Annotated in this window: 13 protein-coding genes; 9 read left to right on the forward strand and 4 right to left on the reverse strand. The window is 74.6% G+C overall.

What is annotated here, in order from left to right:
• The first annotated feature begins 83 nt into the window (after positions 1-83).
• On the forward strand, positions 84-914 hold the full coding sequence (locus T328_RS05555) for an endonuclease/exonuclease/phosphatase family protein (RefSeq protein ID WP_496494722.1): 831 nt from the start codon (positions 84-86) through the stop codon (positions 912-914).
• Positions 915-1,056: 142 nt separating this feature from the next.
• Positions 1,057-1,341 (forward strand): DUF397 domain-containing protein, encoded by a 285-nt coding sequence (locus T328_RS05560; protein WP_051438699.1) that lies wholly within the window; start codon positions 1,057-1,059, stop codon positions 1,339-1,341.
• A 4-nt stretch (positions 1,342-1,345) separates the two neighbouring features.
• Here the strand turns inward: T328_RS05560 and T328_RS05565 are convergent, their stop codons facing one another.
• Together T328_RS05565 and T328_RS05570 are read right to left on the reverse strand one after the other, a co-directional pair.
• On the reverse strand, positions 1,346-2,053 hold the full coding sequence (locus tag T328_RS05565; protein WP_496494904.1) for a leucine-rich repeat domain-containing protein: 708 nt from the start codon (positions 2,051-2,053) through the stop codon (positions 1,346-1,348).
• A gap of 8 nt (positions 2,054-2,061) precedes the next feature.
• On the reverse strand, positions 2,062-2,790 hold the full coding sequence (locus T328_RS05570) for a maleylpyruvate isomerase family mycothiol-dependent enzyme (protein ID WP_496494723.1): 729 nt from the start codon (positions 2,788-2,790) through the stop codon (positions 2,062-2,064).
• Between the two features lie 139 nt (positions 2,791-2,929).
• On the opposite strand from T328_RS05570, the gene T328_RS05575 reads away from it, so the two are divergent.
• Both T328_RS05575 and T328_RS05580 read left to right on the forward strand, forming a co-directional pair.
• The gene (locus T328_RS05575) at positions 2,930-3,433 is read left to right on the forward strand and encodes a hypothetical protein (protein WP_496494724.1); all 504 of its coding nucleotides are present in this window, start codon (positions 2,930-2,932) and stop codon (positions 3,431-3,433) included.
• 160 nt (positions 3,434-3,593) lie between these two features.
• Complete coding sequence (locus tag T328_RS05580) at positions 3,594-5,882, forward strand: glycoside hydrolase family 95 protein (RefSeq protein WP_496494725.1); 2,289 nt, start codon at positions 3,594-3,596, stop codon at positions 5,880-5,882.
• A 114-nt stretch (positions 5,883-5,996) separates the two neighbouring features.
• Here the strand turns inward: T328_RS05580 and T328_RS05585 are convergent, their stop codons facing one another.
• Entirely contained in the window at positions 5,997-7,118 is a 1,122-nt protein-coding gene (locus T328_RS05585; protein WP_496494726.1) for an aminoglycoside phosphotransferase family protein, read from the reverse strand.
• Between the two features lie 322 nt (positions 7,119-7,440).
• Here T328_RS05585 and T328_RS05590 point away from each other — a divergent pair, with 322 nt between their 5' ends.
• Positions 7,441-8,910, forward strand: a complete 1,470-nt coding sequence (locus T328_RS05590) for a DNA-binding protein NsdB (RefSeq protein WP_496494727.1) — start codon at positions 7,441-7,443, stop codon at positions 8,908-8,910.
• A gap of 85 nt (positions 8,911-8,995) precedes the next feature.
• On the opposite strand, the gene T328_RS05595 is transcribed toward T328_RS05590, so the two are convergent.
• A complete protein-coding gene (locus T328_RS05595; RefSeq protein WP_496494728.1) occupies positions 8,996-10,453 on the reverse strand; it encodes a PP2C family protein-serine/threonine phosphatase in 1,458 nt (485 codons plus the stop codon).
• Between the two features lie 288 nt (positions 10,454-10,741).
• On the opposite strand from T328_RS05595, the gene T328_RS05600 reads away from it, so the two are divergent.
• From T328_RS05600 to T328_RS05615, 4 genes are all read left to right on the forward strand, one after another.
• Positions 10,742-12,160, forward strand: coding sequence for a HEAT repeat domain-containing protein (locus tag T328_RS05600; protein WP_496494729.1), 1,419 nt, complete (start codon positions 10,742-10,744; stop codon positions 12,158-12,160).
• A gap of 50 nt (positions 12,161-12,210) precedes the next feature.
• Positions 12,211-15,855, forward strand: coding sequence for a hydantoinase B/oxoprolinase family protein (locus tag T328_RS05605; RefSeq protein WP_496494730.1), 3,645 nt, complete (start codon positions 12,211-12,213; stop codon positions 15,853-15,855).
• Between the two features lie 222 nt (positions 15,856-16,077).
• Positions 16,078-17,625, forward strand: a complete 1,548-nt coding sequence (locus T328_RS05610) for a hypothetical protein (protein WP_496494731.1) — start codon at positions 16,078-16,080, stop codon at positions 17,623-17,625.
• The gene (locus tag T328_RS05615) at positions 17,622-18,536 is read left to right on the forward strand and encodes a hypothetical protein (protein ID WP_496494732.1); all 915 of its coding nucleotides are present in this window, start codon (positions 17,622-17,624) and stop codon (positions 18,534-18,536) included. The genes T328_RS05610 and T328_RS05615 overlap by 4 nt, the downstream gene beginning before the upstream one ends.
• Positions 18,537-18,569: the final 33 nt, after the last annotated feature.

The following is an 18,569-nucleotide window of genomic DNA, read 5'->3' on the forward strand; positions in this document are numbered from 1 at the left end:
TCCGCCCGGCTCTCGCACGTCATTCCGGGCCCGTAGGGATAGCCTCTGACCAGAAAGCCGGCCCGTCGTTGGGATACGAACGCATGATCCGCGTCATGACCTGGAATCTCTGGTGGCGCTTCGGGCCGTGGCAGGAGCGGAGCAAGGCCATTCTGCGCACACTCCGCGACGTGCGCCCGGACATCGTCGGGCTGCAGGAGGTGTGGGACCGGGACGGGGACAACCTCGCCGGGTGGCTCGCCAGCCAACTGGGCATGCAGTGGGCCTGGGCGCCTTCGCCCGAGCCCGGCCGCTGGCAGCGGCGCATCGACGACCCCACGGTCGAGGTCGGCAACGCGGTGCTCAGCCGCTGGCCGATCGCCGGGCGCGAGACCGTCGTGCTGCCGTCGGGGGAGGAGGAACCGGACGGGCAGCAGGCGCTGTACGTGCGCGTGGCCGCGCCCGGCGGCGTGGAGGTGCCGTTCTTCACCACGCACCTCATCTCCCACCCCTACGCCTCCGGCACCCGCTGCGCGCAGGTCTCGGCGCTCGCCCGGTTCGTCCACGAGCGGCGCGGCGACGGCGACTTCCCACCCGTGGTCACCGGCGACTTCAACGCCGAGCCCGACTCCGACGAAATGCGGCTGCTGTCCGGCACGAAGACCGCGCCCGCCGTGCGCGGGCAGGTGCTCTACGACGCCTGGCGCTACGCCCGCCCGGGAACCGCCGGGGCGACGTGGGACCTCGCCAACCCGCACGCGGCCCGGATACTGGAGTGGGACACGCGGATCGACTACGTGCTGGTGGGCCCGCCCGGTCCGGAGGGGGAGGGGCACGTACGGGACGTGCGGCGGGCGGGGGACGCGCCGGTCGACGGGGTGTGGGCGTCGGACCACTGCGCGGTCGTCGCGGACCTGGCGACCACCGCCGAGTGAACCCCGGCTGAGGCGCCGGCTGAGGCGCCGGCCGCCCACCGGCCGGCAGCCGCCCGCGCACGTCCGCGGCCACCGCCGTTCTCCCTCCCCCTTACCACCTTCCGCGGTCCCTCTATCGTGGCCTGTTCCGTCGCCCGCCGCGATGGATACCCTGGCTCCGGACGACGCTCACCGGGAGGAGCAGGACGTGGCCAACAGCACCACTCAGCAGCCGGCGGCGGGCAGCGGGAAACCGCAGCTCGATCTGACAGGCGCCACGTGGCAGTCGAGCAGTCAGGGGGTGGGGGATGTCGAGATCGCGTTCGTGGAGGGCTATATCGCCATGCGCGACGGGCGCAACCCGGAGGGGCCCGCGCTGATCTTCACCCCGGGGGAGTGGCGTGCCTTCGTCCTCGGCGCCCGTGACGGCGAGTTCGACCTGACCTGACCGGTCACGCCAGCACGGCGCAGCCCCGCTCGCGCAGTGCGACGAGCGGGGCTTCGGTGCCTTCGACGCCGTTCCAGCGCAGATCCAGTTTCTCCAGCGCGGGCAGCTCCGCCAGCCAGCCGGGGACGTCGCCGATCGCGTTGGCCCGTAGATCCAGGCGGCGCAGCAGCGGCAGCCGGGCCAGCACGGCGGGCACGGTCCGCAGCGCGTTCTCGCGCAACTCCAGCTCGCGCAGCTCGCCGAGACCCGCCGCCGAGTCGGGCAGCGCCGTGAGCGCGTTGCCGCGCAGCCACAGCTCGCGCAGCGCCGACAGCCGCCCGACCGACTCCGGCAGCCGCGTCAGCCCGCAGTGCTGCGCCCGGAGTTCCTGCAGCGCCGCCATGTCGCCCAGTTCCTCGGGCAGGTCGCCGAGGGGGTTCTCGCCGACGTTGAGGTAGGCCAGTGAACGCAGCCGGCCGAGCGCGGCGGGAAGCCGGGTCAGCCGGTTGTCGTGCAGGTACAGGCAGCGAGTCAGGGCGGGCAGCGACCCGAGGGCCTCGGGCACCGCGGCGAGCGCGTTGTGCCCGAGGTCCAGGGTGTGCAGCCGGGTGAGGGCGGCGAGGTCGTCCGGGATCGACGTGAGCGCGTTGTCGGCCAGGACGAGCACCTCGGCGTCCGTCTCCCGCCACACCCGGGGCGGTACGGCGGTGAGGCCGGCCCGCCAGAGGTTCACGACCGGGGTCACGGCCAGGGACCCAGCTCGGGCAGCCGGCCGTCGAGCCGCTGGTGCGGCTGGCGGCCCGCCAGCCACGCGGTGAGATCCGTGAGCCGGCCCCTGACCACCGGCCCGCGCCCGGCGCCGTCTTCGGCGGCCCCGCCGCCGGCGGCGCCGAACGTGTGCCGTACCGGCCCGTCCGACTCGACCAGCGTCAGCCCCGCGGGCGCCCGCGGGGCCAGAAAGTCGAAGAGGTGCAGGCACAGCTCGCGCGGCCAGGCCGCGGATCGGGTCTCCAGGTTCACGTCGACGGTGTGCACCTCCAGCTCGCGCCACCAGCAGTGCAGCGCACCCAGCAGGTCGCCGTCGCGATAGCGCACCGGGCGGTCCCAGTCCGCGTCGCCCACCGAACCCCAGACCGTCTCCGCCTCCGCCAGGGTCGCCGTCACCGCCGCGGTCAACTCCGCGGCGTTCCGTACCGCACCGGCCTCGATGCCCGCGTCGCGGGCCGGCCGGCCGCCGTCGTACACCTCGATCAGCTCGCCTTTCAGCGCGTACCGTGCCTGGCGGGTGAGCGCCCGGCCGATGCCTTCGATGTGCGACAGCACGTGCGCGCGGGTCCAGTCCGGCAGCCTGGACGGTCCGCGCTCCTTTCCCTCGGTGAGGTCTGCCAGCGCGATGCGCAGCCGCTCGTGCCCGTCCAGCACGTACGCCCACACCTCCGGCCCCGCCAGCACGCCCCCGGATCTCGCCACCCGAATCCTCCTCCGTCGTCGACGGGGAGACACTACTCGCGTAGCAGCCGATGTACGCCTCCTCCGGCAATGCCGGATCCCAAAGACGGCGGTGCCGCCCCGGGAGCCGGCGGTGCCGCGGGACCCGTACGATTGGTGCATGGCATTTCTCCGCCGCCGCAGCAGCGCCGCCAAGCCCGCGGGCCCGGACTTCGACGTCCTGGCCATGGACCCGGGCGACTGGCCCGGCGACCTCGGCGCCGGTCTGCTGCCCGGACCGGACGGGAGCTGCCAGGGGGTCTTCCTGCGGTACGACCTGTTCGGCGGCCGCGGCCCCGCGATGATCATCGGCAACCTGCCGGAGGGCTCGCCCGCCCGCGACGTGCCGGAGGGGCAGCCGCCCTTCGAGGTCGCGCAGCTGCTGCTGGCGCTGGAGCACGACGAGCCGGTGACCGTCACCGAGGTCGAGGACGCGCCCGTGATGCAGGGGGACAACCTGCTGATCGTGCGCCGGCTGAAGCTCTCCGAGAGCCGCGTCTCCTGCGTGCAGTTCGACCGCAGCGACAACGTGCTCGTCACCATCGCGGCCTGGGACCGGCCCATCTCCGAGGACCTGTACGCGCTGCTCAAGCCGCTGCCCGCGGAGCTGTTCCAGCAGGTCTGAAACGCGCCGCGCTCGCCTTACCCGCACACCTGCCAACACCCGTCGCTGCGCGATGTCTTGTCACCTAGTCATCGGACCTCTAGCGTGACGCGGCATGAGTGAGGGGATCTCGCGAAGAGCCACTGTCACGTCGGCTATCGGAGCCGCAGGCGCGATAGCCATGGGACCGTCCGTCTTCTCCGGGGACGCGGTCGCTGCTGATTCCGCTGACACATCCGATGAATTGGGCCTCTGGTACGCGGCGCCTGCCGCGGACTGGGAGCGCGAATCGCTCCCCGTGGGCAACGGCGCGCTCGGCCTCGGCGTCTTCGGCGCGCTCGCCTCCGAGCAGCTGACGTTGAACGAGAAGACGCTGTGGACCGGCGGCCCCGGCGCCGACGGCTACGACTTCGGCAACTGGCGCGACCCGCGGCCCGGCGCACTGACCGCGGTGCAGGACCGGATCGACGCCGAGGGGCGGCTCAGCCCGGAGGCCGTCGCGGCGGAGCTGGGGCAGCCCAAGCACGGCTTCGGCGCTTACCAGGTGCTCGGCCATCTCCGGCTGGACCTGGCCGCCGCGCCGGGTGCGCCCGACGCGTCGTACCGTCGCGGGCTCGACCTCCGGCGGGCGGTCGCCACCGTGGCCTACGACCACGAGGGCGCCCGGCACCTGCGGGAGTTCTTCGTCTCGTACCCGGACTCGGTGGCCGTGGGGCGGCTGGCCGCCGACCGGCCGGGGCAGGTGGCGTTCACCCTGCGCTACACCTCCCCGCGCGACGACTACACCGCCACCGCGAGCGGCGACCGGCTGACGATCCGCGGCGCGCTGGCGGACAACGGGCTGGTCTTCGAGACGCAGATCCGCCTGCTCACCGACGGCGGCAGCGTCACGGCCGGGGACGGCACGCTGACCGTGAGCGGCGCGGACGCGGCCTGGTTCGTCCTGGCCGCGGGCACGGACTACGCCGACGCCCACCCCGGCTACCGCGGCGCCGACCCGCACGACCGCGTCACCAGCATCGTCGACCGGGCGGCCCGGACGTCGTACGGCAAGCTGCTGGGGCGCCATGTTGCCGACCACCGCCAGCTGTTCGACCGCGTCGCCCTCGATGTCGGCGGCCGGCTGCCGGCCGCCGTACCGACGGACGCGCTGCTGGCGGGGTACGGCGGTGGGGACGCCGGCGCGGACCGGGCGCTGGAGGCGCTGTTCTTCCAGTACGGGCGTTACCTGCTGATCGCCTCCTCGCGGCCCGGATCGACGCCGGCGAACCTCCAGGGCGTGTGGAACAACGTCACGGACCCGCCGTGGAGCGCGGACTACCACGTCAACATCAACCTGCAGATGAACTACTGGCCGGCCGAGATCACCAACCTCGCCGAGACCACCGCGCCGTACGACGAGTTCGTGGCGGCTCTGCGCGCCCCCGGCCGGGTCACCGCGAAGGAGATGTTCGGCAGCGGCGGCTGGGTCGTGCACAACGAGACCAACCCGTACGGGTTCACCGGCGTGCACGACTGGGCCACGGCCTTCTGGTTCCCGGAGGCCGCGGCCTGGGTCACACAGCAGATGTACGAGCACTACCGCTTCGGCGGCTCGACGGACTACCTGCGCAACACCGCGTACCCGGTGATGAAGGAGGCCGCCGAGTTCTGGCTCGCCAACCTGCGCACGGACCCGCGGGACGGCAAGCTCGTCGTCACCCCCAGCTACTCGCCCGAGCAGGGCGACTTCACGGCCGGGGCGTCGATGTCGCAGCAGATCGTGTACGACCTGCTGACCAGCACCCTGGAGGCGGCCCAGACCCTCGGCGACAGCCCCGACTTCCGTACGCGGCTGGAGAACACGCTCGCGGATCTGGACCCGGGGCTGCGGATCGGGTCGTGGGGCCAGTTGCAGGAGTGGAAGGCGGATCTGGACGACCCGAACAACGACCACCGGCACGTCTCGCACCTCTTCGCCCTGCACCCGGGGCGGCAGATCGAGGTGGGCAGCCAGTGGGCGGAGGCGGCGAAGGTGTCGCTGACCGCGCGCGGTGACGGCGGCACCGGCTGGAGCAAGGCCTGGAAGATCAACTTCTGGGCGCGGCTGGAGGACGGCGACCACGCGCACAAGATGCTGAGCGAGCAGCTGAAGTCCTCCACCCTGCCGAACCTCTGGGACACCCACCCGCCGTTCCAGATCGACGGCAACTTCGGCGCCACCTCCGGCATCGCGGAAATGTTCCTGCAGAGCCAGCACGGCCCCATCGAGGTACTGCCCGCCCTGCCGGGCGCCTGGCCCGCGGGCTCCGTGACCGGACTGCGCGCCCGCGGCGGCGCCACGCTCGACATCACCTGGGAAGGCGGCAGGGCGACCCGGATCGCGCTGCACGCGAACCGCACGCGCCGGCTGATCCTGCGCAGCGACCTCCTCCCCGGCGGGGAGGAGGTCATCGACGCCGTGGCCGGGCGCACCTACACGTTCGGCTGACCGCCGCGGGGCCGCGCCCCGGGGTCGCGGACCAGTGGGGCGTCGGGGGCGGACCGGCCGGCGTGCGGGCGGGTGGGCGGGGTGGCGGTGTCACGGCCCGCCACCCCGCCGGGCTCACCGCGTTCCGACCGCCGCCCGCACCGCCCGGCGCGCCATCTGCAGGTCGTCGTGGAGCCGGCGCAGCAGCAGCCGGTGCTCCTCCCCGGCGGTCATCCCGCTGTGCACGCCGACCGGGGGCGCCGGGTCCTTCATCGCCCGCTGCACGGCGGCCTCGTACGTACGGACCTCGCGTACCAGCACCAGCATGAGGTTGACCAGGAAACCGTCCCGGTGCACCGCTCCGCCCGCCTGCGCGAGTTGGCTGATCTGCCGGCGGGCCGGCGCGCCCTCGCCCAGCACCGCCCAGAGCGTCGCCAGGTCGTACCCCGGGAGGTACCAGCCGGCCTGCTCCCAGTCGACCAGCACCGGGCCGGCGGGCGACAGCAGGACGTTGGACAGCAGCGCGTCGCCGTGGCAGAACTGCAGGCGCCCCGGGCCGATGCCGTGCAGCAGCGTCTGCAGGTCGCCCATGTCGCGGTCGGTGAGCAGGCCCACCTCGTGATAGCGGCTGAGCTGCGTCCCGTAGTCCAGCGGCGCGCCGAACGCGCCGGCCGGGGGCTGCCACATCCCGATCCGTACCAGCGCCGCGAGCGTCGCGCGCACGTCCGCGTGCGGCGGGACCTCCAGCGGGTGCCGCTGCAGCGCCGCGGCCCGGCCGGGGGTCCGCTCGATGACGAGCGTGCAGCTCTCCGGGTCGGCGGCGATGAGGCGCGGCACCCGTACGGGTGGGCGGGCCCGGACGAACGTGCGGTAGGCCACTATTTCCTGCCGCAGCTTCTCCACCCGCGCGGTCGACTTGTCGACGAGGCACTTGGCCACCGCCGTGGTCCGGCCGGCCGAGCCGACCAGCAGCACCGTGCGGCTGCTGCGGCGCAGCACCTGCACGGGGTGGAAGTCGGGGACCACCCGGTGCACCGACTCGACGGCCGCGCGCAGCAGTGCGCCCTGCGGGCCGGACAGGTCGAGCCGACCGCTGACGGGCCGGCGCACGGTTGCGGGGAACTGTCGCAGGCGTGCGCCCGCGGCCGGTACCCGGCCCGGGTCGAGGAACGGCGCGCCGCCCGCCGCGGTCCGGTGCGGGGCTGGCGGGCGTACCGTACGGACGGGTGCGGACGCGGATGCCGATGCTGCGTACATGGGCGAGACAGATCCCTTCAGGTCCCTTCAGGCACGGGCCGGTTGCGCGCGCCGCAGGCCATCGGACACAGCCGTACCCTCCCGGACAACGCGCCCGGTGGGCCGGCTGGGGGTCCGGTCCCCGGGTGCTGCCTCCGGGATGTGCGAGCGGGTCGTGCGGTTGGCATGTGCCCCGGCTGTTGCGGCCGGTTGGCGCAGTCATAGCCCACACCGCCATACGGGTGGCACACCATCTGGCGCACCCTGGCGAACCCTGGCGAATGCTCGCCGGGCCTTCAGCCCGTCGGTACGGTCAAGTGAGCCGAGACCCTGGGGGCTTGACGTGAGCAAGGGACCCAACGCCAGGCTCGCCGACCTGTTCGGGATGACCGGCTGGTCGAAGGGCGAGCTGGCGAGGCTGGTCAACCGGCAGGCGGCGGCCACCGGCCACCCCCAGCTGGCGACCGACACCTCGCGAGTGCGGCGCTGGATCGAGACGGGCGAGATCCCGCGCGAGCCGGTGCCCAAGGTGCTGGCGGCCCTGTTCACCGAGCGACTCGGCCGTGTCGTGACCACCGAGGATCTCGGGTTCGAACGGGCCGGAGGGCCCGGGCGGGTCAGGCGGCAGTCCGACGACGCACTGCCCTGGGTACCCGAGCGGACGGCCGAGGTCCTCACCGAATTCACGGGAATGGACCTCATGCTCAATCGACGCGGCCTGATGGGCGCGGGTGCCGCGCTCGCGGCCGGCTCCGCCCTGACCGGTTCCCTGCACGAGTGGCTGCAATCCGACCCCGCCACGTTCGACACCGCCGCCGGCGGGGGCGGCACCGCCGACCCGGCCGGCTTCGGCAGATACGAGGCGACTCCGATCGGCGCCCAGGAAGTCGAGGCGCTTGAACGCTCCGTGGAGGTCTTCCGCGCCTGGGACGCCGAGCGCGGCGGCGGCCTGCAGCGCAAGGCCGTCGTCGGCCAGCTCAACGAGGTCGGCGGCATGCTCGCGTACCGGCACCCGGACCAGCTGCAGAACCGCCTGTGGGGCGTCGCGGCGAACCTCGCCGTGCTGGCCGGCTGGATGTCGCACGACGTGGGCCTGGAGCCCACCGCCCAGCGGTACTTCGTCATCGCCGCGTACGCCGCGCGCGAGGGCGGCGACCGGCCGCGTGCCGCGGAGGCGCTCTCCCGCGCCGCCCGGCAGATGATCCACCTGGGCCGGCCCGACGACGCGCTGGAGCTGATGGCGGTGGCCAGGTCCGGCGCCGGCCCGGAGACCCGGCCGGGTATCCGCTCGATGCTCTGCACCGTCGAGGCGTGGGCGCTGGCGGCCAAGGGGCGGTCGGGGGCGGTGCGGCGCACGCTGGGCGAGGCGGAGGACCTGTTCGCCGCGGACCCGGGGGACGAGCCGGCACCCAGCTGGATGCAGCTCTTCGACGAGGCCGACCTGCACGGCATGCAGGCGCTGGCCTACCGCACGCTCGCCGAGCACGACCCGGGCGTGGCGGGCCGCGCGCAGGAGCACGGCAGGCTGGCAATCGCCAACCGCCCGGAGGGGCGCCAGCGGTCCCAGATCCTCGACCACGTGTCCATGGCCGCGGCCGGCTTCCTCGCCGACGACGCGGAGCAGGGTGACAGCTACGCCCGGCTCGCGCTGGCGCGCATCGGGGAGAACTCCTCGCACCGTACCTGGGACCGGCTGCGGGAGACGTACCGGCTGACGGCACCTTACGCGGACGACCCTCTGGTGAAGGCGCTGCGCGAGGAGATCAGCGAGGCGCTGCCGAGGGCGCCGAGGGGGCGTACGCGGCCCGTCTGACGGGGCTATCGCAACCGTGCACCGCACGGGTGCGAGACCACGGTACGGGGACGGGCGAGGGGTGACGGGCCGGGCCGCCGCCCGCTCAGCCCGTCACCTCGGCCACGAGCACGCAGGCGTCGTCCCCGCGCCGCCCGCCGCCGAACTCCTCGACGACCGCGCGCAGGCAGTCCCGGGCGCCGGGTGCCGCCGCGAACCGCGGGGCGAGCGCGAGCAGCCGCTCCCGGGCCGGCTCCGGGCTGTGCGCGCCGAGCCCGGCGGTGTGCAGCAGGAGCAGGTCGCCGCCCCGCAGCGGCTCGCTCACCTGCTCGTACGACGTGTCCGCGGTGGCACCCAGCAGCACGCCTTCGGGGGCGGCGAGGGCGCGGCCGGCACCGTCGCGGAACAGCAGCGGCGGGGTGTGCCCGGCCCGCGCCCAGCGCAGCGTGCGGTCCGCCGGGTCGTAGCGGCAGCAGACCGTGCCGACCAGGGCCGGCTGCGCCGACACCTCCAGCAACTCGTTGACCCGGGCGAGCAGCCCGCCGGGTTCCGTGCCGCCCAGCGCCATGCCGCGCACCGCACCGAGCAGCATCGCCATCCCGGCGGCGGCCGGCACGCCACGGCCGGCGACGTCGCCGACGCCGAGCAGGGTGCCGCCGCCGGGCAGCGGCAACGCGTCGTACCAGACACCGCTGACAAGAGTGTCGGCGGCGGCCGGAAAGTGGTGCCCGGCCACGGTCAGCGCGGCCGGGCCGCCGGCCGGCAGGTGCACCGCGCCGCGCCACGGCGGCAGCACCGACTCGTGCAGCTCCTGGGCGATGCGGCGCTCGGCGTGCGCGAAGTGCCGCTCGCGCTGCAGCGCGGACTCCGACTCCTGCACCGCCTGCCGGCTGCGGCGCAGCTCGGTGACGTCGCGTACGACCGCCCACATCGACGCGGTCGCGCCCCCGGCGTCGAGGACGGGCTCGCCGACGATGTGCAGGGTGCGCGCGGCGCCGTCCGGCCGGCGGATGCGGAACTCGCCGTCGATCGGCCTGCCGTCGACCAGGCAGCCGGTGACCATCGCGGTCAGCCGCGGCTGGTCGGCCGGGTCGAACCAGGACGGCAGGTCGTCCAGCAACAGCGGGCCCTCACCGGGATCCCTGCCGAAGATGTCGTACAGGTCGTCCGACCAGTCGACCTCGTCCGAAAGCAGATGCCACTCGGCGCTGCCGACCCGGGGCCGCGGCTGCTCCCGCGGGTCCGCGGCGGCCTCGGCCCGGGCGTGGCCCTCGCGCCCCTCGCCGCCCTCCCGGTCGCGGTCGACGGGGTGGCCTCCGCACAGCTGTCCGAGCTGTACGGTCAGGCAGTCGAGCTGCCGCGCCGCGAGGTCGCACAGCGCCCGCTGCCAGCGCAGCTCGGCCTCCTCGGCGTCGCCCGCGGCGGCCACCGTCTCCCGCCGCACCGCCTCCAGACTGTCGCGCAGCCGGGCGATCTGTGCCAGCAGCGTGGCCACGGCGCTGTGCTCGGGCTGCCGCGCCGGGGGCGGGTCCGTGGCGCGGGGGAGTTGTGAGGCGGCGGCCATGGTGTGATCTCCGATACCTTCCGGCCCGGGCGGCGGTGTCGTTGTGGTCCGCCGTTTCGCCGTTACGACTGTGGCACAGGCGGCGACGCTGTGTAAGGGGTTTGCCGAGACTGAAGCACTTGCGTGGGGCATATGCACGCTTGACCGATTCCCGACCGCACTTCACCCGGTCTCCGCACTCCAGTAAGCTGCCGCGGCAATGGAGCCGGCAGCCGGCCGGTGGCCCGGTCTGTCCGTTCCGCGGAAAATTCCGTTGCCAGCGGTCCCACCACACCGGATGCTGACGTCATGTTCGAGCCAGCCATAGCGCCCAGCGGCACCCTCCTCGGCCTCCTCCAGCGCGGCCGGGGCGACGGGACCCTGCACGCACTCGCCGCACCCCGGGCCGAAGCCCTCCAGGCGCTGTACAGCTGCGTGCTCGACGACCCCAGGCACGACTGGCAGGTGGAGAACCGCTCGCTGTACTACGCCCGGCTCTACCTGGAGCTGGACGCCCCCGTGGACGTCCTCGCCGACCACCTCTTCGCCCCCGACGATCTGCTGCGCCCCGACGAGCAGCGCACCGGCCTCACCCTCTCCGTCCTCGGCCACCTCGCCTCGTACGGCCGCGACGACGCCCTGAAGCTGCTCCGCCGCTACGCCGCCGCCGGCGGCTGCTGGCAGTGGGCCCTCGACGAACTCGCCCTGCGCGACGACGACGCCGGGCTGCGCGCCCTCGCCCCGCACGTGCTGGCCCGCTTCCCGCGCACCCCCGAGGGCGAGCGCGAGCTGGCCGAGGAGATGCGCGGGGCGTTCGAACCCCGGCCCTGGCGGCTGTGGGCCGAGGACCCCGAGCTGGGCGAACGGGTGCGCGCGGCCCAGGAGCAGGAGAGTTTCGACCGCTGGCAGCGCCAGCTCCGCTCCCGCGGGCCGCGGCCCGGCTGGAGCGTCACCGAGGTCCTCGACTGGGCGCAGGACGGCCTGGAGCAGTACCCGGTACAGCCCCGGCACGCCGCGGCCGCCCGCTGCCTCGCGGCCGTCGCCGGGCCCGAGGACCGCCCCGAGCTGCTCGCGGCGGCCCGCGGCGGCGGCGACGGCGCCCGGGCCGCCGCCCTCGCGCACCTCGCCACGACCGGCGACCCCGAGACGTACGACCTGATCGAGGCAGCCGCCTGCGCGCCCGCCGAGACTCTCGCCGAGGCCGCGCTCGCCACCTTCGGCCGGATGTGCTCCACCGCCGCCCTCGACACCGCCCGTCGCTGGGCGGCGCGCGAGGACGCGCTCGGCACCGCCGCCGGCGTGATGCTCGCCCGCCGCGGCGCCGCACGCGACGCCCGTGCCGTACGGACCGTGCTGCTGCGCCGCGTACGCGACGCGGGGCCCGACGCGCCCGACCTGTGCGCCCTCGTCGCCGGCGCGGGACGGCTGGCGATCACCTCCGCCGCGCCCGTGCTGCGGCACATCTACCGCGAGACCGGAAGCTCGCAGCTCCGCGGCGTCACCGCCCGCGCGCTGGCCGCCACCGACCCGTCGTTCCCGGCCTCCTTCGCCGTCGAGTGCCTGTGGGACTGCGAGGACACCACCCGCGAGATCGGCGCCCGGCACGCCGAGACCGCCGACGCCCGCGTCGTCGCCCGGCTGCGCAGCCTCGCCGCCGACCCGGCCGAGGACGGCGACGTGCAGAGCACCGTGCGCACCCGCATCACCCCGGACGGCGCGGCCGGCTGACGTCCGTCACGCGTCCTTCACGTACGGTCGCGGACTGCGAGAATGGCCGCATGACGGCGCGCTGGCAGTTCTGGATCGACCGCGGCGGCACGTTCACCGACGTGGTGGGCCGACGACCGGACGGCACCCTCGTCGCCCGCAAGCTGCTCTCGCACGACCCGGGGCGGTACGGCGCCCACGACGACGCGGCGGTCGCCGGGGTGCGGCTGCTGCTCGGCCTCGGCCCGGACGAGCCGGTGCCCGCGGAGCGCGTCGAGGTGGTCAAGATGGGCACCACCGTCGCCACCAACGCCCTCCTCGAACGGCAGGGCGAGCCCACGGTCCTCGTCGTCACCGAGGGGTTCCGGGACGCGCTGCGGATCGCGTACCAGAACCGGCCGCTGCTCTTCGAGCGCCGGATCCTCAAACCCGAGGCGCTGTACGAGCGGGTGATCGAGGTGCCGGAGCGCGTCGGCGCGCACGGCGAGGCCGTACGCGACCTGGACCTCGGCGCCGTCCGCGCGGCGCTGGGGGACGCCTACCGCGACGGGTTCCGCGGCGCCGCCGTCGTCCTCGTGCACGGATACCGCTACGCGGCGCACGAGCGGGCCGTCGCCGAGGAGGCCAGGCGCGCGGGCTTCACGCAGATCAGCTGCGGCCACGAGGTCAGCCCGTTGATGAAGCTCGTGCCGCGCGGCGACACCACCGTCGTCGACGCCTACCTGTCGCCGATCCTCCGCCGCTACGTCGACCGGGTCGCCGGCGAACTGCCCGGCATCCGGCTGCAGTTCATGCAGTCGAACGGCGGTCTGCGGGAGGCCACGCACTTCCGCGGCAAGGACGCCGTCCTCTCCGGGCCGGCCGGCGGAGTCGTCGGCATGGTCCGCTCCTCCGCGGAGGCGGGCCACGACCGGGTCATCGGCTTCGACATGGGCGGCACGTCCACCGACGTCTCGCACTACGCGGGCGAGTTCGAGCGCGACTTCGACACGCGGGTGGCGGGCGTACGGATGCGCGCGCCGATGCTCAGCATCCACACCGTCGCCGCCGGCGGCGGCTCCGTCCTGCACTTCGACGGCCGCCGCTACCGCGTCGGCCCCGACTCCGCCGGCGCCGTCCCCGGCCCCGCCTGCTACCGCCGCGGCGGGCCGCTGACGGTCACCGACGCCAACGTCATGCTCGGCCGCGTCCAGCCGCACCACTTCCCCGCCGTCTTCGGGCCCGGCGGAGACCAGCCGCTCGACGGCGAGGCCGTCCGGCGGGCGTTCACCGAGCTGGCCGAGACCGCCGCCGCGGCCACCGGCGACCGGCGCTCCCCGGAGGAGGTCGCGGCCGGCTTCCTCGACATCGCCGTACTCAACATGGCCAACGCGGTCAAGAAGATCTCCGTGCAGCGCGGCCACGACGTCACCCGCTACGCGCTCACCAGCTTCGGCGGCGCCGGCGGCCAGCACGCCTGCGCCGTCGCCGACGTGCTCGGCATCTCCACCGTCGTCGTCCCGCCGCACCCCGGCGTGCTCTCCGCGTACGGCATCGGGGTCGCCGCCGCGACGGCCATGCGGGAGCAGGCCGTGGAGGCGGAGCTGGACGAGGGGTCGATGCCGCGGATCCGGCAGGTGTGCGCGGAACTGGCCGAGCGGGCGGCGGCGGACCTGGCGGACGAGGGCATTCCGGCGGCTGCCGTGGGCACCGAGGCGCGGGTGCACCTGAGGTACGCGGGCACGGACTCGGCGATCGCGGTACCGCTGGCGGACGAGGCGGAGATGCGGGCGGAGTTCACGGCCGTGCACCGCAGGCGGTTCGCGTTCACGATGGACAAGCCGATCGTCGCCGAGGCCGCGTCCGTCGAGGCCGCCGCCGAGCAGGCCGCACCCACGCGGGACGAGACCGGCCGGCACGACCGTGCCGGGGGTGCGCCCGAACCCGCCGACCGGGTACGGATCTTCGCCGACGGGCAGTGGCACCAGGCCGGGCTGTACCAGCGCGCGGAGCTGCGTGCCGACGACACCGTCACCGGCCCCGCGATCCTCGCCGAGGAGGGCTCCACCACCGTCGTCGACCCCGGCTGGCAGGCCGCCGTACACCACCGCGGCCACCTCACGCTCACCCGCGTCCGCCCGCGGCCCGCCACGCAGGCGGTCGGCACGGGCGTCGACCCCGTGATGCTGGAGGTCTTCAACAGTCTCTTCATGGCAATCGCCGAACAGATGGGGGTACGGCTGGAGAGCACCGCCCACTCCGTCAACATCAAGGAGCGGCTCGACTTCTCCTGCGCCCTGTTCGACGCCGACGGCAACCTGATCTCCAACGCCCCCCACATGCCCGTGCACCTGGGGTCGATGGGGGAGTCCATCAAAGAGGTGCTGCGGCGCAACCGGGACACCGAGCACGGGCTGCGGCCCGGCGATGTCTACGCCATCAACGACCCGTATCACGGCGGCACGCACCTGCCCGACATCACCGTCGTCACGCCCGTCTTCGACACTGTGACATCAGCGGCTGGCGCCGCGGGCGGGCAACAACTGCTGTTCCTCGTCGCCTCCCGCGGCCACCACGCCGAGATCGGCGGCATCACCCCGGGATCGATGCCCGCGTTCAGCCGCACGATCGAGGAGGAAGGCGTCCTCTTCGACAACTGGCTGCTCGTACGGGACGGGAGGCTGCGCGAAGCCGAGACGCGCCGGCTGCTGACCTCCGGCCCGTACCCCTCGCGCGCGCCCGACGCCAACCTCGCCGACCTGCGCGCCCAGATCGCCGCCAACAACAAGGGCATCGACGAGCTGCACCGCATGATCGGCATGTTCGGCCTCGACGTCGTGCGCGCCTACATGGGGCACGTGCAGGACAACGCCGAGGAGTCCGTGCGCCGCGTCATCGCCGCCCTGAGGGACGGCTCGTACCGCTACGAGACCGATGCCGGCGCCGTCATCGAAGTCGCAGTCCGCGTCGACCGCGAGGCGCGCGGCGCCGTCGTCGACTTCACCGGCACGTCGGCCCAGCTGCCCGGCAACGCCAATGCGCCCAGCTCGGTCGTCATGGCCGCCGTGCTCTACGTCTTCCGCACCCTCGTCGCCGAGGACATCCCCCTCAACAGCGGCTGCCTGAAGCCGCTGGAGGTGCGCATCCCGCCCGGCTCCATGCTCGCGCCGGAGTTCCCCGCGGCCACCGTCGCCGGGAACGTCGAGACCTCCCAGGCGGTGACGGGCGCGCTGTACGCGGCGCTCGGGGTGCAGGCGGAGGGCTCCGGGACGATGAACAACGTCACCTTCGGCAACGACAAGGCGCAGTATTACGAGACGGTCGCCTCCGGCTCCGGCGCGGGAGACGGCTTCCCCGGCGCCGACGTCGTGCAGACCCACATGACCAACTCCCGCCTCACCGACCCCGAGGTGCTGGAGTGGCGCTACCCGGTGCGCGTCGAGGAGTTCGCCGTACGGGACGACAGCGGCGGCCGGGGCCGCTGGGACGGCGGGCGCGGCGCGGTGCGTCGCATCCGCTTCCTGGAACCGATGACGGTGACGCTGCTGACCGGGCACCGGCGGGTGGCGCCGTACGGGATGGCGGGCGGCGGGCCGGGGGCGCTCGGCCGCAACGCCATGGAGCGGGCCGACGGCACCGTGGAGCCGCTGGCGGGGTGCGACACCGTCGAGGCGGGGGCGGGGGACGTCCTGGTGGTCGAGACCCCGGGCGGTGGCGGGTACGGCAAACCGGTGTGAGCTGGCGGTGCGCTCGGGTCGGGCAGCGTGCCCGCGGGCTTGGTCGCGGCCGCGTTGCCGATGCGCGGCCCGTACCCACAGCCGCGCATCCACCGCCGGTGATCCGGCCCCGGCTCTGGCCCGCGCCTTTGCCCCGCTGGCCCGCGCTCGCCCCGCCCCATCCCCGGCCGGGGCCTGCTCCCCGACCGGCCGACCGGGCCGGAGGCCGTACCGTTTCGGTCGATGTCGGTGGCACCGCCTAATCTGTCCGTCGTGACTGCTCCGACCACCGCGACGCCCGCCGCCGGCGCGCCCCGGCCCGCCCCGGGCCCGGCCGCGGACGAGGGCCTGGCCCGCCGCCTGCGCGCCCTGGCGTGCACGGCCCCGCTGCACGACCTGGACGCCCGCAAGGCGATGCTCGCGGGCGAGTTCGGGGTGTACGCGATGGCGGAGGTGGCCCTGTCCGCCATCGACCTGGTCACGCTGCAGATGGACTTCGACACCGGTGCCGAGCCCGACGAGGTCATCGCCCGGCTGCTGCCGCGCGTCGCCGCCCAGGCCCCGCTGCGCCCACGCGCCGAGCACGAGCGGGTGGCCCACTGGGTGCTGGACAGCCTGGTCAACGTCGGCAGCGTCGACCGCGGCTTCCGCGCGGTGTACGGCACGTTCGGCCACGACGGGGCGTACGTGCGCAGGGAGTATGACTTCAAGCTCGTCGAAGAGGTCCCCGGCCCCGGCGGCGCCGTCTATCTGCGCACTACCGACGAGGCGGTCAACGTGCTGGTGGGCGCCCTCGACACCGATGTCACCAGCGCGCAGATCGCCGCCGAGGTCAAGCTCGAAGTCCTCATCAGCCGAGGCCGCCTCGCCGACGCCCAGCTCGCCGCCGAGCAGGCCCGCTACCGCACCGTGCAGTACGCGGAGACGCTGCGCCGCGCCCTGGAGGCCACCCGGCGCAACGTCCGCGCGGTCGACTGGCTGCAGACCGTGCCCGCGATGATCGACGAGGCGCTGGACCACGTCGCCGACCGGTACCGGCACGAGAACGCCATCCTCACCAACATCCGCCGCGCCCGCGACGAGGCCGAAGACCCCGACCACAAGCGCCGCGCCGCCGAGCTGGTCGACATCGTCAAGGACTGCATCCGCCGCCACACCCAGCTGCAGACCCGGCTGCTGGACGCCGGCCCGCTGTTTCGCGCCGAGCAGGACCGGCAGGCGTTCGCGCCGCCCGCCGCCCGCACCGGCGTCGACCTCTACGGCCAGCTCCTCGCCCCCGTGCTGCCGCTCCCCGTGTCCGCCGCCCACCGCGTCACCGACGCCTTCTTCGCCCGCGGCACCGGCCTGCGCGCCCCGCACGCCGTACGTCTCGCCGATCTCGCGGAGCTGCTGCTCACGCCCCCGCTGGAACGGGCCCACCTCGGCGCCGAGATGCCCGAGCCGGACCTCGTCGCCACCCCGGACGACAGCCGGTTCAGCGAGGAGCAGCTCGCCGCCGCGGGCGAGCTGCTGGACCTGCCGCCCGACGCCCCGCGCCGGCTCTCCGGACTGCTCGCCGACGCCCGCCGCCGCGACCCCGGGCTGCCGTACCTCGTCGCCCTCCTCGCGGTGCACGCCGCGGGCCCGGCCGTGGGAACGGCGTACCGGCAGGGGGACGAGCGGCTGCTGTTCGCCGTGGACGACGGGACGGAGATGGCTGACGACGAGTTCGGCGGCGCCGACCTCATCGTCGGCACGGCCCTGCTGGACGCCGCCGGGATGGCGGCCGGTCGCTCGGAGGCCGCCTCGTGACTCCTGACCCCGCGACCGTTTCCGGCGCCGGAACGACCCCCGAGGCCGACGGTGCCGGCGGCGCCTCCGGACACCCGGCCGCGGTCACCCCCGCCGACGCCGCCGACGCCGCCCGGCTGGTCTCCTTCGGCCTGCAGCCCAAGCTGCTGCCCGCCCGCGACCTGGAGTACGCCGAGCTGCTCCGCCGCTACCGCGAGGAGCCGCCCTTCGCCCGCCTCGCCGACGCCGTCGCCACCGGCCTCGGCCTCGTCGTGCTGGAGGTCTCGACCCGTACCGGCATGGCCGTCACCGCCGCCGAGGACTCCGTCTTCGCCGTCCGCATGGGCGACTACGCGCGCCGCGCCGCCACCGACTCCGCCGACCGCTTCCTGCACGGCCTGGCCCATCTCGCCGTCGCCGCCATGGCGTTCCCGCGCCCCGAGGACCTGGCCGACGACGGCTACATCGGCCGGGTCAGCGTCAACGGCGTCGACGCCTTCGTCCGCCAGGCGTGCCGCCGCCTGGAGGAGCGCGCCAAGGAGGCCGGCGAGAACACCGATCCGGCCGAGGGCGAGCGCGGCCTGGAGGCCGCCTGGCGGGTGTACGCGCGCCGCAGCGCCACCGGCGCCACGAAGGACGCCCGCCGGCTCGCCGGCTCCACCACCGGCATCATCGGCAAGGCCATGGCGTTCCTCACCGACTCCGGCTTCCTGCAGCGCACGTCGGACGACGCCGGCGGCACGTACCGCACCACCGCGCGCTACCAGCTGCAGGTGCGGGACATGGCGGGCGGCGCGGCCATGTCCGAGCTGCTGGAGCTGGGCGTCGTGCCCGTGGCCGACGGCAGCGCCACCCTGGCGCCCGCCGCCGACGACGGCGAGCCCGCCGGCGGCGCGCTGCCGTTCTTCCCCAGCCAGCACGAGCGGGCCTGACGGCCGGTCGAGACGTCACGAGCGAGGGCCGCA

The organism is Streptomyces sp. CNX435 (assembly GCF_059570575.1).

Bases quoted from the DNA above. Each gene is read 5' to 3' on its own strand.
- T328_RS05555 (WP_496494722.1), top strand. From the start codon at position 84: ATGATCCGCGTCATGACCTGGAATCTCTGGTGGCGCTTCGGGCCGTGG.
- T328_RS05560 (WP_051438699.1), top strand. From the start codon at position 1,057: ATGGATACCCTGGCTCCGGACGACGCTCACCGGGAGGAGCAGGACGTG.
- T328_RS05575 (WP_496494724.1), top strand. From the start codon at position 2,930: ATGGCATTTCTCCGCCGCCGCAGCAGCGCCGCCAAGCCCGCGGGCCCG.
- T328_RS05605 (WP_496494730.1), top strand. From the start codon at position 12,211: ATGACGGCGCGCTGGCAGTTCTGGATCGACCGCGGCGGCACGTTCACC.
- T328_RS05585 (WP_496494726.1), bottom strand. From the start codon at position 7,118: ATGTACGCAGCATCGGCATCCGCGTCCGCACCCGTCCGTACGGTACGC.
- T328_RS05580 (WP_496494725.1), top strand. From the start codon at position 3,594: ATGGGACCGTCCGTCTTCTCCGGGGACGCGGTCGCTGCTGATTCCGCT.
- T328_RS05595 (WP_496494728.1), bottom strand. From the start codon at position 10,453: ATGGCCGCCGCCTCACAACTCCCCCGCGCCACGGACCCGCCCCCGGCG.
- T328_RS05600 (WP_496494729.1), top strand. From the start codon at position 10,742: ATGTTCGAGCCAGCCATAGCGCCCAGCGGCACCCTCCTCGGCCTCCTC.
- T328_RS05610 (WP_496494731.1), top strand. From the start codon at position 16,078: ATGTCGGTGGCACCGCCTAATCTGTCCGTCGTGACTGCTCCGACCACC.